Source organism: Streptomyces sp. NPDC042102 (assembly GCF_055582305.1).
This window is the reverse complement of sequence record NZ_JBVJDL010000001.1, coordinates 231878-248522: the sequence shown is the minus strand read 5'-3', so window position 1 is coordinate 248522 and position 16645 is coordinate 231878. Positions and strand designations below refer to the sequence as shown.

Sequence of the window (16645 nt, the reverse complement as noted above, 5' to 3'; positions counted from 1 at the left end):
TCCGCCGCACGGGTCGGCGGACCGGTGCAGGGGGCCGGCCCCGCCCCCCGTTCGCGTATCGGGGCCGGCCCCGGTACTGCCTGCCGCCGCTCAGCCGCGCAGCGGGCCCTCGCAGCTGTAACCGGAGGTACCGGCCACCTTGTTCGACCAGATCTCTACGGGTCCGAAGCTGCAGTTCATGTCGGCGAGGTTGTTGGAGGCCGCGCCCGCCCGGTCGAGGATGAAGTAGTCGACCGTCTCGCTCATGTCCTTGAAGTTCTGGTCGTCACTGCGCCAGTCCTTCAGGTTCGCGGTGATCCGCCCGGTACAGGTGAAGCGCCGCTTGCCGGGCTCGCCGTTCTCCACGCAGTCGGGGGTGTTGTACGTGGCGGTGGCGAACGAGGACTTCACCGAGGCGAGCGCGGAGTCGCGCAGCTGGTCGCCCGGCGTGAAGGTGGTGTTCGGGACGAACAGCTGGTCCACCTTGGCGATCTGCGCGTCGAGGAAGCGGTCGTAGTCGCGCTGGAGGTACGTGTCGGCGGACAGCCGGTGCCGCCAGGCGTCGTACCCGGCCACGTTGTTGGTGCGCAGGTGCGTGTACATCTCGCGCAGCAGCGAGGGCTCCTCGGTCCACAGGAACTCGAAGAAGGTGCCCGCGTAGCTGTAGAAGCGGAAGCCGTCGCCGTCGTAGGTGGCGTTCAGCACCTGCTCCACCGTCATGCGCGGGCCGCCGCCGGCGGTGTCGTTGATGATGCTCTTGACCAGCGACTTGCGGACGGCGATGCCGTTGTCGCGGGTGGCGCCGTCGAAGAACTCGGCCGTGCCCTCGTCCATGGCCGTGGTGCGGTCGCCCTCGTACCAGGGGCCCTCGCCGAAGAAGCCGGGGACGGCGAAGCGGCCGTTGAGGTAGTGCACGTACTCGTGGCGGAAGAGCTCCTCGAGGGTGAGGGAGGAGTCCTGCGGCACCCGGCGCTGGTAGGTGTAGAAGGTGGCGCCGCGCTCGATGTAGATGCCGCCGTTGTTGGTGCCCATGCCGGTGAGGATGGGGTGGTAGTTCTCGTAGTCGGCACGGGAGGCGTACAGCACGATGTTGAGCGCGGCATTGGGGTCGCCGGCCAGCGGCTGGTCGGTGCCCAGGACCCGGTGGAACTGCGCCTTGACCTGCTTGCTCGCGTAGTAGAGCTGGTCGACGGTGGCCCGGTCGAGGGCGGTGCGGACCTTGATGGCACCGTTGTCGTAGGTGTAGGTGTGGGGGAAGATCTGCTTCTCGATGTCCTCCTTGCACACCCCGTACGGCTTGCAGGCCTCGTAGAAGTTGAGCCAGGAGACCACCTTCGCCCACGGCTCGCTGCCGTTGCCGAAGGTCGCCTTGACCGGCTCCAGCAGCCCCCCGAGGTCGGCGGCGATCTGGTCCTTGAGCCCCGCGACCTGCCCGAAGCGGGCGTACTCGCTGAGCGCGTCGCGCACCACCCAGGCGTTGCCCGTGCCCTTGAGGTGCGCGTACGACGCGAACGCCTTGAACGCGGCCCGGTACGCCGGGTCGGCGGCGACCGCGGCGTGGAAGGCGGCGTCCTGGTTGCCCGGGTAGACGCCCAGGTAGTTGACGGAGAGGGCGGCCAGCGCGGCGCCCGCCCAGCCGGCGTCGAGGTGGGTGGCCGGGTGGGCCGGGTCCATGGTGGCCAGGACCTTCGTGATCAGCGGGAGCTGGTGCTGGCGCAGGCCCGGGCCGCTGGCGGCGTAGAGGGCCTCGCGCAGGGTGCTGGCGTTGCTGGGGGTGGCGTCGAAGGTGCGGGCGGCGTTGCCGAAGTCGGCGACGGCGCGGCGCATGGCGTCGACGGTCGGGGCGTCGGTGACGTCGATCTCACCGCGCGAGAAGTCGTGGTACACGACCGCGTGCAGGTAGGTGAACATCTCCTCCAGGTGGGAGGAGTTCTTGCCGTCGTGGGAGGCGGCGAGGCCGGATATCCGGCGGGAGACGGCCTGCACGTGGGCGTCGGACATGACGGGCGCCAGGCGGGCGTCCCAGGTCCAGATCAGCCCGCGCAGACAGCCGTTGGCCAGGACGGCCGGGTCGGCGAGGAAGTCCGCGAACTGCTCGGGTGACAGGCCCGTGATCCCGTCGAGGGTGCAGGGGACGCCGGCGGCGACGGAGCGGGCGGTGGGCGCGCCCTGCGCGAGCTTGCGGCTGCTCTCCTTCTCGGCCTGCGGGGTGAGCGGTACGGCGCTCTGCTCGGCCGGGGCGGCGCCGGGCACCTGGCCGGCCGCCTTGCCGGGCGCGGTCCCGCCGGGGGCGAAGGCGGGGGCGGGCAGCACCTCGGGGGCGGAACCGAGGCGGTCGACCTCGTCGAAGGGGTTCTCGCCATGGGCGTGTTCGGCCTGACTCCCCTGGGTGAAGGTGGCGGGGACCTGCGGGGCGGCCTGGGTGGTGGCCTGTCCGGCGCCGGCGAGGAGGGTCACGGCGATGGCGGAGGCGAGGAGGGAAGAGCGTACGGCTCTGTGCTTGGACACCAAGAACTCCTGGTTGGGGAGGAAACGTGGGGGTTGGTGCGCGAACGGACGGGCGAAGTGCTTGCCCTGATAGACGAACCGCCCGGACGGGCGAACCGCCTGGATGGACGAACCACCCTGCGCCACAAGGCATTTGACGGGGATTAACGTGCCGGTGTGTGAGCTGTAACATAGTAATGTGAAATTGCACTGACAAGACCTGTGCACCCACCAGTTCTCGCCCTCTTCTCACCCACCCCCGGGGAGCCCCGATGGCCGAAGCCCCTCCCACCCTCAACATCGGCAGCCACGACCTGCCGGTATCAGCCGAGTTGTCCCGCTTCATGGCGGGCGACTGGGCCCCGTCCCCGCTCCCCGCCACCGCGCGGGCCGCCGCGTACGCCGTCACCCCGGCCCGCCGCGACCGCCTCTCGGCCCGCTTCCCCGGCGAGCGGCTGATCGTCCCGGCCGGCGAACTGAAGGTCCGCTCCAACGACTGCGACTACCGCTTCCGCCCGCACAGCGCGTACGCCTGGCTGACCGGGCTCACGGGCGAGGACCAGGTCGGCCACGTCCTGGTGATGGAGCCGAACGGCCCGCACGGCCACGAGGCGGTCTTGTACCTCCGTCCCCGCTCACCGCGCGCGGACGGCAACGAGGAGTTCTACCGCGACCGTCGCTACGGCGAGTTCTGGGTCGGCCGCCGCCCCGACCTCGCCGAGACCGAACGCCTGACCGGCATCCGCTGCGCCCACCTCGACACGCTCGGCACCCCGCCGGCCCGCAACGCGGCAACTGATGCCGCCCTCGCAACCACCCTCTCGGAACTCCGCCTGATCAAGGACCCATGGGAGGTCGCCCAGCTCCAACTGGCCGTCGACCACACGGTCTCCGGCTTCGAGGACGTCGTCCGCGCCCTGCCCCGGGCGCTGGCCCACCCGCGCGGCGAACGCTGGATCGAGGGCGTCTTCGGCCTGCGGGCCCGCGCCGAGGGCAACGGCACCGGCTACGACACCATCGCCGCGTCCGGCGCGCACGCCTGCGTCCTGCACTGGATCCGCAACGACGGCCCGCTCGACCCCTCCGAACTCCTCCTCCTGGACGCGGGCGTGGAGACGGACACCCTCTACACGGCCGACATCACCCGCACCCTCCCCCTCTCCGGGCGCTTCTCCCCGGTCCAGCGCCAGGTGTACGAACTGGTCCTGGCCGCCCAGGAGGCCGGCATCGCCGCCCTGCGCCCGGGCGCGAGCTTCCGCGACTTCCACCGGGCGGGCATGCGGGTCATCGCCGAAGGCCTCGCCGAATGGGGCGTCCTGAAACACGCCGAGGGCGACCTGCACCGCCGCTACACCCTGTGCAGCAGCGGCCACATGCTGGGCCTGGACGTCCACGACTGCGCCAAGGCCCGCGCGGAGACGTACCTGGACGGCGTCCTGGAGGAGGGCCAGGTCCTCACGGTCGAGCCGGGCCTCTACCTCCAGCCCGACGACGAAACCCTCCCCCCGGAACTGCGCGGCATCGGCGTCCGCATCGAGGACGACCTGGTCATCACGGCCACGGGCGCCCACCTGATGTCATCAGCCCTCCCCCGCACCCCGACGGCGATCGAATCCTGGATGTCCAACCTCCTGGAGCCCTGACCCTTTCCCCCTGACCGGCCCCCAATAGGCACAGGAAGAAGGGCTCACCCACCTTCACGGACTGCCGCACATCCCCCGGTCCCCTCAGAGAGGGGACCGGGGCAGGACCTGAAGCCCGGCAAGGGCCGGACCTGGTCGCGACGCGGGCGGACGCCGCTGATCAGGGTGATCACCCGTCAGACGCTTGGCCTCTCCCCGACTCCAGTACGGGCCAGGGTGTCGGCATCGGCGGGGCTCAAGGGGGCTCGGGTCCGTCAGGTGTACGTCTTGATCATGTCGTTGATGAAGTGGCGTGTGTCGTGGGGGTTGAGGGCTTGTGCCTGAAGGTGGTCGTACATGATGTGGTACTGGCGCCGGTCGGAGTGTTTCTCCAGGTAGAGATCCCCGGTGAAGCGCTCCAGATAGACCACTCCCGCGTCGGTATCGGGAAACGTGAGGATGGAGAACTGGCCTGTGGCCCCGGGATGGGCGCCGGCGCTGTGCGGGAGCATCTGAACGGTGATGTGCGGCTGTGCACCGAGGGTGTTCAGGTGCTCCAGTTGCTCACGCATGACGTCGCGGTTGCCGACGATGCGGTGCAGTACGGATTCGTCCAGGACGACCCATAAGCGCAGTGGCCGGGCGGGGTGATGCGCGCGGTGCTGGCGCCGTAACCGCACCTCGAGACGGACCGAGGCCTGATCGGTCGGAGGGCAAGGGAACGATTCCGCGATGACGGCCGCCGCGTAGGCACGGCTCTGCAGCAGGCCGGGAACCACCAGCGGCTCGTAGGAGTGGATGGCGGCGGCCTCTGTCTCCAGCCCGATGTACACGCCGTAGGGGACATCGCCGCAGGCAACCCACCAGCCCTGCCGGGCCGATTCCTTCGCCATGCGCATCAGCGAGTCGACTAACTCCCGCTCGGTGACTCCGTAGAGCCGGCACAGATCGCGCACATCACGCGGATTGATGGGGCGGCGACCGGTCTCGATGAGGCTGATCTTGGACTGTGACACGAGCAGGTGCTTCGCCACCTGCACGGACGTCATTCCCGCTGCCCGGCGGAGCCGGCGAAGCTCCGCGCCGAGGCGGCGCCTTCTGACCGTGGGACTTCCGTTCGCCGTCACGGGCGGTGCACCTCCAGCTCAAGGACCTCACGCAGGCCCCCCGCACCCCACGGCCGACATCGGCAGAAGGCATTCTCCATACCCGGCCTGTGACGTGACGCATCTGCACCACGAGCACCACCTGTTCGGACTAACCCGGTGGCGGGGTTCGCAGCCGTGAGGCGAAGAAGGAGCCGGGGGCACTGGTGATCCACCGTCGGATGACCGCGTTGGTGGCGTCATCGAGCGTGGAGAGCACTGCGATGGCCCGGAGGTCACCGGCCGGCGGCGAGATGCCCGCGGCGGTCAGGCAGGCGTGCAGGTCAAGGCGGCGGCGGTCGGCGGGACTCAGGCTGCCCGGCGGACAGTCCGGCGCGGGGAGGGGGGCGCGGGGGGCCCGGGCGGCCGGTTCCTCCGCGTCCGGATAGCCCCGTATGCCCGGGAACCGGTAGGGGTCGAGTGTCGTGCTGGGCACCTTCGGGACCTGGGATAAGTGCCGCCACGCATTCATGCAAGAACCTCCGCGAGTGTGTCACTTGTGGTAAGGAGGCTGCGCTGCGCCTCTTCACCGTTACTGCTCCTGCAGGGCGTGGGCGCCGGCGGCGATGACTTCTGCGAGCCGGTGGGCAAGGTCCGTGCTGCACCCCCCGAGCCGGACCAGGCCACGGCAGCCCACCGGTCCGTCGTTGCTGAGGGAGGGAAGGACCAGGCCGGCGAGGGCCAGGGCGGCCCCGAGGCGTGCGACGGCTTCCTCGCCGGCCTGGTACGCGGCGGCCTGGCGCCGCTCGTACCGGATCCGCTCGGCGCGGGCGAGATCGTGCAGCATGACGTGTTTCTCTCTCCATGGACGGGGAACGGAGCGCTGAAGCGCGGCGCCGATCAGGTCGGTTGGGCGCGGTTCGGTCAGTGATGTCCAGGTTGTGGCTGTTCAGCGCGGCAAACCCGTAGGACTGAGACCGTGCCCAGACCGTGACCTATCGGTTTCGATCTTCGTTCCTGAGATGCAAGTGATCACGCTCGTGGAAATCCGGGAAGGGACCGAGTTGTCCGAGAAGTCAGTGACGCTCGACTGCCGTTCGGCAACGGGTGCCCGGCTGCTGCCCGGGCAGAACCGCACGGCCCCCTCACGGCCCCCTCATGACCCGTAGCGGAATCTGTAGCCGGAGACGGAATGCCCGGCGGCCTTCTGATCCACCGCCGGGTAGTCGGGATGCGGGGTACCCGGGCCGCTCGGCGTGGCCGGGTGCCGGAGCGGGGGGATCGTCCGGTTGCGATGGCGCGGGACGGGATGGCGGGGTGGTCGTGTGAGTGTGATCTGGCGGACGAGTTGCTGGAAGCAGGCCAGGGCCGCGATGGGAGGCAGGGTGGCTGCCGCCAGCGCGGCGAATGTCCGGGGCGCCTGAGCCACGCAGAGAAGGGTGGCGAGGGTGGAGAACAGAAGGACGATGGACCAGGAATGGATGGCACGGCGTTGGTGTAGGGCGGCCCGGAGGATCGACAGGGAGGCGACCATCCAGGGTCCGTAGATCAGCAGGGGCCACCAGTTGACCACGTCGTGCGCGGTGCCCGGTCCGGCGCTGTGGCGCAGGGCGTCGGAGACGGCCAGACCACTGAAGATGCTCACCACGGCGGCGATGACGGCGACCAGCAGGGCGGAGAAGAGGCTGCCCGTCCGAAACAGGGTCATCACCGGGGCCTTCGGCGGAACCCGCCGGTGCCCGTGGGAGGCTTCCGGACGCGGCCCTTTGAGGGTGCCCTGGGGCAACCCGGCGGCGAAACCGGCGGCGGCCGGGTCGCCGCTGTCGGCGAACCCGATGGCACCGGCCGGGTCGCCGGCGTCGGCGAACCCGATCCGGCCGGGCGGCTCCGGCTGCCCCGGTCCCCTGGCTTCCTGAAGGAGACAGGCGAGTTCCTCCGCCGGATCCCACGCGGAGTTCACCTCGCCCAGCCCGGGGAACGGCTGTCCGAGGGCTGCGAGCTGTTCGGTGTCCGGCCCCGCCCCCGGACCGGTATGGGCGCTCACCCCTGGACCGGTATAGGTGCCCGCACCCGGTCCGATACGGGTGCCCGTGCTCGTGCTCGTACCGGAGTTGGTGCCGGTACCCGGCCAGAAAGCCGCGGCTTCCGGCCGGATGTGGAAGCCGTTCGCCTCGTAAGGGCCGTACTGCTCATACAAGGGAGGGCCGCCCGGAGCGCTCGCCGAGGGACGGCTGGACCGCGGCCATCTCCTGGGACCGTCGGACGAAGTCGCTCTGGATCGCGCTCATCGCCTCCAGGAAGTCCTCGAGAACCGAGGACGAGTAGTGAAGGTCCACGTCCCGCCCCTCATGGTGCAGCGTCGCGTTCCCGTCCGGGTCCCAGTCCTTCGAGACCGGCGTATACGTCCACTTCCCCACTCTCGTGGCCCCTGCACGGGCGTGGTGTCCGTCGTCTTCAGGACGCCCCGGAAACATTGCCGAGTGGTTTGCTGTTGTCATAGTCCACCCAACGCTCGGGACGCCGGGGAAGGTGTGCTCCATGCAGGTGAGGGTGGCGGAACAGGCACGTGTTGACCGGGTTTTTTATCGGTTCTGCACATACGGCGAACATTCCGCGACCGTTGTCCGCACCCCGCACCAACTGCGGTTCCTCCGGTCCCCGGCAGGAAGCGCCACGGGGACAGATGCACCCCTCGGCGGGTGCGGCCCGCACGAACACACGGCCGCCGCGCCGCACGACGACGCGCATTCGGGTGCCGCTGAGGTTGAAAGGGTGGGGTGACAGGGCTACGGAGGCTCCAGCCCGAGTCCGGTCTCGGCTATGCAGCCGTCGAGGATCTCGGGTCGGCGTTGGATGCCTCGTAGGCGGTTCTTCACGAGTGGGATGAGGTCGTCGATCGTGCGGGGTGCGAGGTTGGTCAGGGACTTCTTCAGCTGGGCCCATACGCCTTCGACGGGGTTGAGGTCGGGCGCGTAGGGCGGCAGCTTGCCGATGGTCAGCCAGTCACCGTTGCGTTCGCAGAACTCCGCAAGGGCTTGGCGTGGTGGGTGCCGGCGTTGTCCCGCACCACGATCAGCGGGGCACCGCCGAGTTGCCGACGGGCAGAGGTCAGCAGGTCCGCGAACTCGTGGGCCCGGAAACCCTTCTTCTCGCCGGTACGGCCCCGGTACGTCTGGGTCCGGTAGATCAGCCTGGTCTCGCGTCCGGGTCTGACGCAGATCATCCCGGCCATCAAATCCCGGCCGGAACCCTTGCCCGTCACTCTGATCAGCGGCGTCCGCCCGCGTCACGACCAGGTCCGGCCCTTGCCGGGCTTCAGGTCCTGCCCGGCCTCGCCTTCGAAGACCATCCACGCCCAGGAGCTGGGCCGTCTTCTTACCCGTGACCACTGCTCCGTCCGCCACCGCTCGAGCCTCCCTCGCGCCAGGCGGCGTGCCAGGCGTACGCGGACTTCCGAGACACCCGTAACAGGTGGGCCACCTCCGGCGGCCGCACCCCCTGCCCGAACATCTCCGCGGCCTCAAAACGCACTGCTTCACGCCTCGCCCGCCCCGCAGCGGTCAGGCCGCCGCCATCCGCGTACCTCATGACGAGGATGTAACACCGCCAACGCCCGCTGACACCCCACCCTTTCAACCTCAGCGGCAACGTTGCCGTCAAGCACCCCGAAAGCCCCGCCGAAACCTAATCCGGCGGGGCTTCCTTGGAATGTCACGTCTCGCCCTAGAACTTGCCCTTGGGAGGTCGTTCACCCTCCTCAGGGGATAACTACAGCTGCCCGCTTTCGCCCCGCCCCGCTTTCAGTCATCACCTAAACCCGGGAACAATAGACACCCACTCAAGGGGATTGACAGTTTCTCATTGCGGGCTCAAATAACACTCCCGGGGAGTTCCCTGAACGCCGAGATCGCATTATTGAGCTCAACTTTGAGAGCCTCGCGACTCGCCTCTAGATTTCGACGAATCTCCTCATCGGGGCCATCTTCCTCTGCAATCGACCTGAACCTCTCCCACGCTTCAAACGTACGTCGCGTGTGCCGGGTCAGTACATCGGCAAGCAGCGCTTGCTCCCGGAAGCCCAACCCCTTTCCGGATGGGCGGAGGTATAGCAGAGAGTGCTCTGCGATGAATCTACCTACGAGCGCCGAGATCTCATGCCCCAGGAAGTCACAGGAGAGCATCGCGATGGCGAGATTGGATGGAGTTGACCTGACAGGACCCCGTAGGGAATCCGGAACCGTCCACTGCTCTCGCGGTTCGTCCAGCCACTCCCAACCATCAGGACGAGACATGATTCGCCTTCCACTCGTTACCCATAGCGCTGAATCAGCCAGGCTTGCGCCTCGTGATTATTCTTTGGAATCCCAGCAACTCCACCCGCCTCCAATACTTGCGCACAATAAGTGACGCATGCTTGATTCGGCATGTCGTACGCTGGATAGACTCCGCGCCGCGTCTTAGCCATCGCCGACTCGGCATAAGCCATAGCGGCCTGAGGGTTAGACAGAGGGATCCTCAAGTTGATCGTGATGGCTGGGAGATCTGCGGGAGTGAATTCAGCAACTCCATTGTCCGGGTTGCCGAGACTGCCATACTGGTGAGTACTGAGGACCTCGCCGCCATCCCGAACCGTGATCAATGCGTGCTGCCTGCCATCCGGGTAATTAGCCAAGTGGACCGTGGCTTCACCACCGCAGTTATGGACGAGAACCGGCGTGGCTCCTGCGAGCACATAGTACGTGTGGAAGTCGGCGACGGTGAGGTTGTGAGTGGTGACGGCGAAGGGGTAGTTGCGGGTGGCCTGGACCGTGAGGGTCGTGCCCGTCGACTGGCGGAGTTGTTCGCCCGCCTTGAGTTCGCCGGCGTCGACCCACTGGTTGCGGGTTTCGCTCCAGTAGGGGTGGTGGTAGGTGGAGGTGATCTTGGCGGGCGGGCCGCGGGGGTTGGCGTCGTCGGTCAGGGTGAGGTCGGTGAAGTCCTTGTCGTCGGGCGTGGTGATCGTGGTGGTGACCAGTTGGGCGCGGGTTTCACCGGTCTGCGGGTCGGTGGCCTCGACCTTGTCGCCGTCCTTGACCTCCTCGATGGCCTTCGACGTGCCGTCGGCCATCAGGACACGGACGCCCGCGGGGAAGCTGTTGCACTTGGTCGGGGCGGCCTCGCCCCCGCCGTCGCCGCGGCTCTTGGCCTCGCCAGCCTCAGCAGACGATTTGGCGTCCGCCTCCGCCTTCGCGGACTTGGCTTCGGTTCCGGCACTATCGCTCTCGGATCTTGACTCTGTTTTCTCCTTGGCTGATTTGGCAGCCTTGGCCTCGGCATCGCGGGCTTCCTCTACCGCCTTCTTGTGGCGGCTGAGTGCGCCTGCGGCCTCGGACGCCTTGCGTTCCGCCGCGTGTACGGCGTCGTAGGCCTTGTTGAGTTCCCTGTAGATCTTGAAGGCCTTGATGCCGGCCTTGATGGCCTTGGCGATCTTGCCCCACGGGACAGCGCCCAGAGCTGTGTTGATGCAGGCCATGACATCGCCCTTGGTGAAGCAGTCGCGGGCGTCGTTGTAGCCGATGAGGTCACCGATCAGGTTGACGACCTCGTGCTTGAGCTGGTCGGTCCGCTGCCTTGCCTTGGTCAGCTGGCGGTCAGCTCGGTCCGACTGCTCTTGCAGCTCACCGCCACCACCGCCACCACCGCCATCACCGCCACCGTCGTCGCCACCACCGCCGACGAAGCCAGGGTCGACCAGGTCCGCGTCACTGATGCGGCCGGTCTGGGAGTTGTAGTTGCAGGCCGTGGAGTTGTCACACATCTGCTTCAGGCCCGACGCGTCCGACTTGTTGATCGGGCTGTTGCCGGAGTACGTGTACGCGTTCCACTGCTGCGGGTCGCCCGCGTCGATGATCGGGTCCGGGCTGATGAAGCGGCCCGTCGTCGGGTCGTATTCGCGGGCGCCCAGGAGGGTGAAGCCAGTGGCCTTCTCCTTGGTGCCGCCCACGAAGCCCTTGTCGCCCGCCCAGGAGCCCGGGGCCGGCTGGGTGCCGCGGTCGTTGCCGAAGGGGTCCGTGTGGCGGCGGACCTGGGAGAGGTCCGTCGCGCTGAACTGGACGCCGCCCGTGCCGTGGTGGTCCGAGCCCTGGTAGCTCAGGGTGGAGGTGCCGCCGGTGGTGGTGCGGGTGATGGACAGGCCACCGGGGGCGCCGTACGTACGGACGTTGGAGACCTTCTTGCTGGCGGTGTCCAGCGTGATCTGGTCGGTGCCCAGATTGAGCGTGGTGCTGCCCGGGTCGCGGCGGATGAGCTGGTTGCCGCCCGTGTCGTACAGGTAGCTGGTGCCGGCGCTCTCGCCCGTGCCCGTGATCTTGTCGAGCTTGCCCTGGTCGTTCCAGGTCAGGGTCTTGGTACCGGGCGTGCTGGTGATCGACGCCGTGTTGCCGGTGGCGTCGTAGGTGTAGGACGTGAGCTTGCTGCCCGACGCGCTGGTCTCGGTGGAGGTCAGCAGTGCGTGCGGGCCGCCCGTGCCGCCGCCCGTCTTGGGGTCGGAGGACGGGGTGTTGGGGCCGGTGCCGAAGGTCTGGGTGACCGTGACGTCCTTGGACGCGTTACCGGTCGGGTCCTTCCTCACCAGCTTCGTACGGTTGCCGAGCTTGTCGTACTCGTACTGCTGCCAGTACGGTGCCGGGCCGCCGACGCTGGGCTTACCGGCGCCGTCGACCGCCGGACCGCCGCCGTTGGCGCAGCCGCCGATCCCGCGGACCGAGGGCTGCGGCGTGGTGGTCTGGGTGCCGGTGTCGGTCCAGGCCTGGGTGAGCCGGCCCAGGTAGTCGTGGGTGAAGCACTGCAGGTCCCGGGCCGCCCCGTCCTGCGTGGTACCGATCGAGGTCAGCGCACCGGCCTGGTTGTACGTGTATTCGGTGACGTCGACGCTGGCCCGCGCCGCCGTCTGCTTGTCGAGGGTGGACCGCACCGGTCGGCCGGTGCCGGCGTCGTAGTCGGTCGTCGAGACGACCTGCTTGCCGGTGGCGCCGACCGTGGTGCGGATGCCGCGGCCGTACGGGTCGTAGCGCACGTCCACGACGTACGGCGCCTGCACCACTCCGAACGAGCCGCCGAGCGAGGTCAGGTTGCCCAGGATGTCGGTGCCGAAGGTGAGCTTCTCGGCCGCCAGGCCCGCCTTGGCGATGGCCGGCAGGGCCGTGGACTTCAGCTGGCCGTAGGCGTCATAGGTGTTGGTGGTCTCGTACGTGCCCGCCAGCTCGCCCTCGACCGTCGGGATGGTGGTCCTGGTGCCCCGGGGGCGGTAGCCGCCGTCGTAGCCGGTCACCTCGCTGGTGTACGCGTGGCCGTTCACACCGCCGACGTATCGGGTGCTCGACGTCGGCTTGCCCACGGCCTTGGTGTCGTACGTGAAGCCGGCGACCTGCTTGGCCGGGTCGGCGACCGTGCCCTCGTAGGTGGCCACGGTGCGGCCGAGGAGGTCGGTGACGGTGGTGGCGCTCTTGTTGCGGGCGTCGGTCGCGGTCGTCTGGTTCTTGGCGTCGTCGTAGACCGTGGTGGCGGTGCCCGAGTCGGGGTCGGTGGTCTTGACGCTGCGGCCGAGCAGGTCGTACTCGAAGGTCCACCGGTTGCCGGCGGAGTCCTTGCGCCACAGCTCCTTGCCCTGCGCGTTGTAGCCGTACGTCGTCTCGTCGTACGGGCCCGTGGGCGTGTTGGCCTTGTACTGGCGCACGGCGACCGTCTGGCCCAGGCCGTCGGTGATCGACGCCGAGGCGTAGCCGCCGTTCGGCGGGATGGAGCGCACCTCGTCGGCGCCGGCGTACTCGGTCTTCGAGCGCCACTGCTCCACGCCGTAGGACTGGAAGACGCTGGCGGTGGAGCGGCCCAGGCCGTCGAAGACCTGGAGGGTCTGTGACGGGACCTTGCTGTCGGGCTGGACGCCGCCGTTCGGCAGGAACAGCGCCGCTGACGGCGCGGCCTCGTCGTTGTAGTACGCCGCGGTGGTCTTGACCTGGCGGCCGTGCGAGTCGAACAGGGCGTCGGTGATGAGGCGCCCGTCGGCGCGGGACGCGGCGGTGGCCTGGGTCTGCCGGACCCGGCCGATGCCGTCGTAGATGGTGTAGCTGGAGGTATACGTGTTGTTGCTCATGAGCGCCTGGCTCAGCACGGCCGAGGGCGCGGAGATGCCGTTCATCGCGTACGAGAACTTGCGTACCGGGAGGAACTGCTTGGCCCGCTCCTGACCGGGCTGCCAGACGGAGACGACACGTCCGAGCGCGTCGTACTCGCGCTCGGCGACGTGGCTGTTCTCGTCGGTGGTCTTCAGCGGCAGCGAGCGGCCGATGTCCAGGGTGTTGACCGACTTCCAGCCCAGCGGGTTGGTGTGGGTCACCTCGGACGGCAGTACGCCGGTGGCCGGCTTGTACTCGGTCGTCGTGACGGCGCCGCCGGGGTGGGCGGCGTCCTTGCGGGTGTGGTTGGTGGTGCTGGTGACCCGGCCGTACGCGTCGAAGGCCGACGTCGCGTTGAGACGGTAGACCGGCTTGCCCTCGGCGTCGTACTTCTCCAGCACCTCGGTGCCGGTCTGCTCGGCGAGCGGGCCCGACTGGCCGTGCGGCAGGCCGTCGAAGTAGGCGCGGGTGTCGGCCACCGTGTTGGCGGCGGTCGCGCCCTTGCCGCACTCGCCCGAGAGGACCAGGGTCCGGGAGGCCAGCTGGGTCAGGAGGCCACCGGGGCCGGTGGCGTACGTGAAGCTGGTGCACAGGCGCTGGTCGGGGCGGGACAGGTCCGCCTGGTCGTCGACCGTCACCGGGCGCGAGAGCAGCGTGTCGTCGTACGTCGAGGTGCGCTCGGAGGTGCGCCAGGTGCCGTCGGCGAGCTTGGCCCGGCTGGTGACCTTGGCCGTGTTCATGGCCCGGGCGGTGATCGGCGGCATGCCGCCCGACTGGGCGCGGGTGGCGGTGACCTTGCCGAGCCAGGGAGTGGTGACCTGGTCGGCGATGACCGTGCCGCCGTCGCGGTCGTAGGTCTCGCTCTGGCGGACGAAGCCGGAGAGGACCTCCTCGTCCTTGATGGTGCCGCCGTGCGTGTCGGACACGCTGACGGAGCGCTTGGTGCCGTTGGCGAGGACGTCGCCGTCCATGCCGCGCAGATAGGTGGCGACGGACTTGGTGCGCGGGCCGTCGGTACCGGTACCCGTGCGGGTGGTGACGGTGGCGTAGCCGCGGAACTGGTCCCACGTGCGGGTCTTGGCGTCGGTGAACTCGGAGTCGTTGCGGTGCCAGGCGATGCCGCCGCCGTACTCGTACTCCGTGACGGTGGCGACCTGGCCCGCCACCATGTCCTGCTGGGTGATGGACTGGACGACGATCTTGTTGAACCAGTCGTTGACCGGGTCCGGGTAGGACTGGCCGGGCAGGTACCACTTGACCGGCATGCAGGCCATCGCGTTGCTGTCCTCAGAGGACGGCATGGTGCCCTTGTCCCGCGAGCACTCGGGGGTCCGGTAGACGACGTTGATCCGGCCGCCGGTCTCCGTGGTGATCGCCTGGATGCGCGGCCGCTTGTACGGGGGCGCGGAGGCCTCGGTCCCGTCCGGGCGCTTGACCACGCCGTCGACGCGGTTGGCCAGCTGGAGCGGCTGGAAGTGGACCGCGGGCAGGGTGACCGGGGTCTTGCCGTTGGAGCCGGTGCGCTGGACGGAGTCCAGCCACAGCGTCGGCGAGGTGCCGTCACCGGGGTCCTGGAAGGACTGGTTCAGGGTGTAGGAGTCGACCTTGCGCCAGTCCGTGCCGGTCCACACCTCGGTGAAGATCTCGGTGAACTTCTTGGTCGTGAAGAACGTCGGGGACAGGTTCAGGCACTGGCCGCTGGCGGCGCACTCCTGGTCGACCGGGGTGTCCGGCCAGGACTTGGCGTTCGCCTTGGTCCGCTGTGCGGGGTCGCAGGTGACGGCCCCGCCCGGGACGCAGCGCTCGGCGGTCTTGAGGGTCACCTGTGCGGCCGGCTTGGCCGCGCCCTTGGCCGCGATCTGCTCCGGCAGCCGCTGGCCGTAGCCGATCCAGGTCGGGTGGCTGGCGCGCTGGTACGCGGTCGGGGTGCCGTTGCCGTTGTTCTGGCCGCCGCTGCGGGCGTAGTGGTTGCCCTCCTGCTCGTACCGGTAGGAGACGAGGTTCTGGTGGCGGTCCACGACGTAGTCGAGGTTCCACTGCCAGCCCATCTGCACCCACGAGCCGTTGGCGGGGGTGTCGGCGCCCAGGCACTTGTCCCGGCCGCTGTTGAAGTAGACGGGAACGGTGGAGACCGACTTGGCCTCCGGGTCCGTGCCGTCGCCGCCGGGCAGGCGGTTGGCACCGAAGTAGTACTGGGTCCCGTCGACCGTGGTGACCTTGAAGCCCTCGCCCTTCCAGGCGGAGTTGCGCTGGCCGGTCAGCCGCTCGATCGTGGTGCCGTCCTCGCCCTGGAGGCGGTACACGCACGTGGTGTCGTCGCGGACGATCTGCCCCGCGTGGCCGGCCAGGTTGAGGGAGAGGATGTCGCCGGCCCAGCACTCGTCGCCCGAGTCCTTGATCCCGGCGTCCTTGCATCCCTTGTACGAGCGCGAGATCGACCCCGGGTGCCAGTCCCAGCCCTCGCCGAAGCCGCCCGCCTGGGCGTTGGTCGAGGCGGTACGGCCGTCGATCGACGACGAGTCGTAGCCCAGCGCGATGCCGGGAACGGGCCCGGCGATGGTGGACGGCAGCTCGACGCTGTAGCCGTACGTGAAGTTGCCCGCGTTCGAGCCGGCCTGCCACGAGGCCGACGGCAGGAGCGGCGTCGCGGTGAAGTCACCGGAGGCGCCGGAAGGGCCCGGCTCGACTGCCACGGCGACCGACTCGGCCGCCAGCACCTGAGGAGCCTGGGCCGGTGCGGACTTCGCGCCCTGGGGCGAGGTCAGCGCCGAGGAGGCCGGGCTCCTGGGAACGTCGATCTCGGCGACCAGGCGGCCGGACGCGTCGCGGTGGGAGGCCACCGGGGTGCGCTCGGTGCAGCCCTGCGCACCGGGGGTGGTCAGCGCGCAGGAGGGCAGCCGGACCAGCCGGGCCCGGTCGGCCCAGTTGGCGCCTGCCGACTTGGCCCAGGCGGTGACGTCGAAGCCGAACCGCACCGTGCCCGATGGCTGCGCGCCCGCGGTGTCGGTGAGCCCGACGAGCGCGCCGTTGACTCCCGCGGCACGGGACTGCTCCGCGTCCTTCACGTCGACGCGCACGGTGCTGTCCGCGGTCACAGCGCCGACAGCGCTCTGCGACAGGGGCACCGAACGGTTTGCGCCATTCCCGGGTGCGATCCAGACGGGAAGCTTTCCGGCCTGAATCGAGGCCGGCCCTTTCTCCGCTCGGTCCGCCACACCATTACCGACGGCCACCGCAAATGAGCCAGATGGCGTGTTCGAATCCTTGGGCGGAATCCATTTCTGGCCAGACGGCACTTGATTGGCCGGGATCTTTGCGT

Annotated in this window: 10 protein-coding genes and 1 pseudogene; 1 reads left to right on the top strand and 10 read right to left on the bottom strand. The window is 69.0% G+C overall.

Annotation, left to right across the window (positions count from 1 at the left end):
• Window positions 1–90: 90 nt before the first annotated feature.
• On the bottom strand, window positions 91–2487 hold the full coding sequence (locus tag ACZ6KO_RS00995) for a collagenase (protein ID WP_469298372.1): 2397 nt from the start codon (window positions 2485–2487) through the stop codon (window positions 91–93).
• 251 nt (window positions 2488–2738) lie between these two features.
• Between ACZ6KO_RS00995 and ACZ6KO_RS00990 the strand changes: the two genes are divergently transcribed.
• Window positions 2739–4109, top strand: coding sequence for an aminopeptidase P family protein (locus ACZ6KO_RS00990; protein ID WP_469298370.1), 1371 nt, complete (start codon window positions 2739–2741; stop codon window positions 4107–4109).
• A 254-nt stretch (window positions 4110–4363) separates the two neighbouring features.
• On the opposite strand, the gene ACZ6KO_RS00985 is transcribed toward ACZ6KO_RS00990, so the two are convergent.
• The 9 genes and pseudogenes from ACZ6KO_RS00985 to ACZ6KO_RS00945 all read right to left on the bottom strand — a co-directional run bounded on the left by ACZ6KO_RS00985 (window position 4364) and on the right by ACZ6KO_RS00945 (window position 16421).
• Entirely contained in the window at window positions 4364–5215 is an 852-nt protein-coding gene (locus ACZ6KO_RS00985; protein WP_469298368.1) for a helix-turn-helix domain-containing protein, read from the bottom strand.
• Between the two features lie 130 nt (window positions 5216–5345).
• Entirely contained in the window at window positions 5346–5669 is a 324-nt protein-coding gene (locus ACZ6KO_RS00980; RefSeq protein ID WP_469298366.1) for a hypothetical protein, read from the bottom strand.
• 96 nt (window positions 5670–5765) lie between these two features.
• Window positions 5766–6020: a hypothetical protein gene (locus ACZ6KO_RS00975; RefSeq protein WP_469298364.1), complete on the bottom strand. Its 255-nt coding sequence runs from the start codon at window positions 6018–6020 to the stop codon at window positions 5766–5768.
• Window positions 6021–6329: 309 nt separating this feature from the next.
• Window positions 6330–7217 carry a hypothetical protein gene (locus tag ACZ6KO_RS00970; RefSeq protein WP_469298361.1) on the bottom strand — a complete coding sequence of 296 codons (888 nt, stop codon included), beginning with the start codon at window positions 7215–7217 and terminating at the stop codon, window positions 6330–6332.
• Between the two features lie 145 nt (window positions 7218–7362).
• Entirely contained in the window at window positions 7363–7590 is a 228-nt protein-coding gene (locus ACZ6KO_RS00965; protein ID WP_469298359.1) for a hypothetical protein, read from the bottom strand.
• A gap of 369 nt (window positions 7591–7959) precedes the next feature.
• Entirely contained in the window at window positions 7960–8157 is a 198-nt protein-coding gene (locus ACZ6KO_RS00960) for a transposase (protein ID WP_469301436.1), read from the bottom strand.
• Between the two features lie 11 nt (window positions 8158–8168).
• Window positions 8169–8396 (bottom strand): hypothetical protein, encoded by a 228-nt coding sequence (locus tag ACZ6KO_RS00955; protein ID WP_469301606.1) that lies wholly within the window; start codon window positions 8394–8396, stop codon window positions 8169–8171.
• A gap of 179 nt (window positions 8397–8575) precedes the next feature.
• Window positions 8576–8761, bottom strand: a pseudogene (locus tag ACZ6KO_RS00950) (helix-turn-helix domain-containing protein); the annotation flags it as partial.
• A 721-nt stretch (window positions 8762–9482) separates the two neighbouring features.
• On the bottom strand, window positions 9483–16421 hold the full coding sequence (locus tag ACZ6KO_RS00945) for a polymorphic toxin-type HINT domain-containing protein (RefSeq protein ID WP_469298357.1): 6939 nt from the start codon (window positions 16419–16421) through the stop codon (window positions 9483–9485).
• Window positions 16422–16645 lie beyond the last annotated feature (224 nt).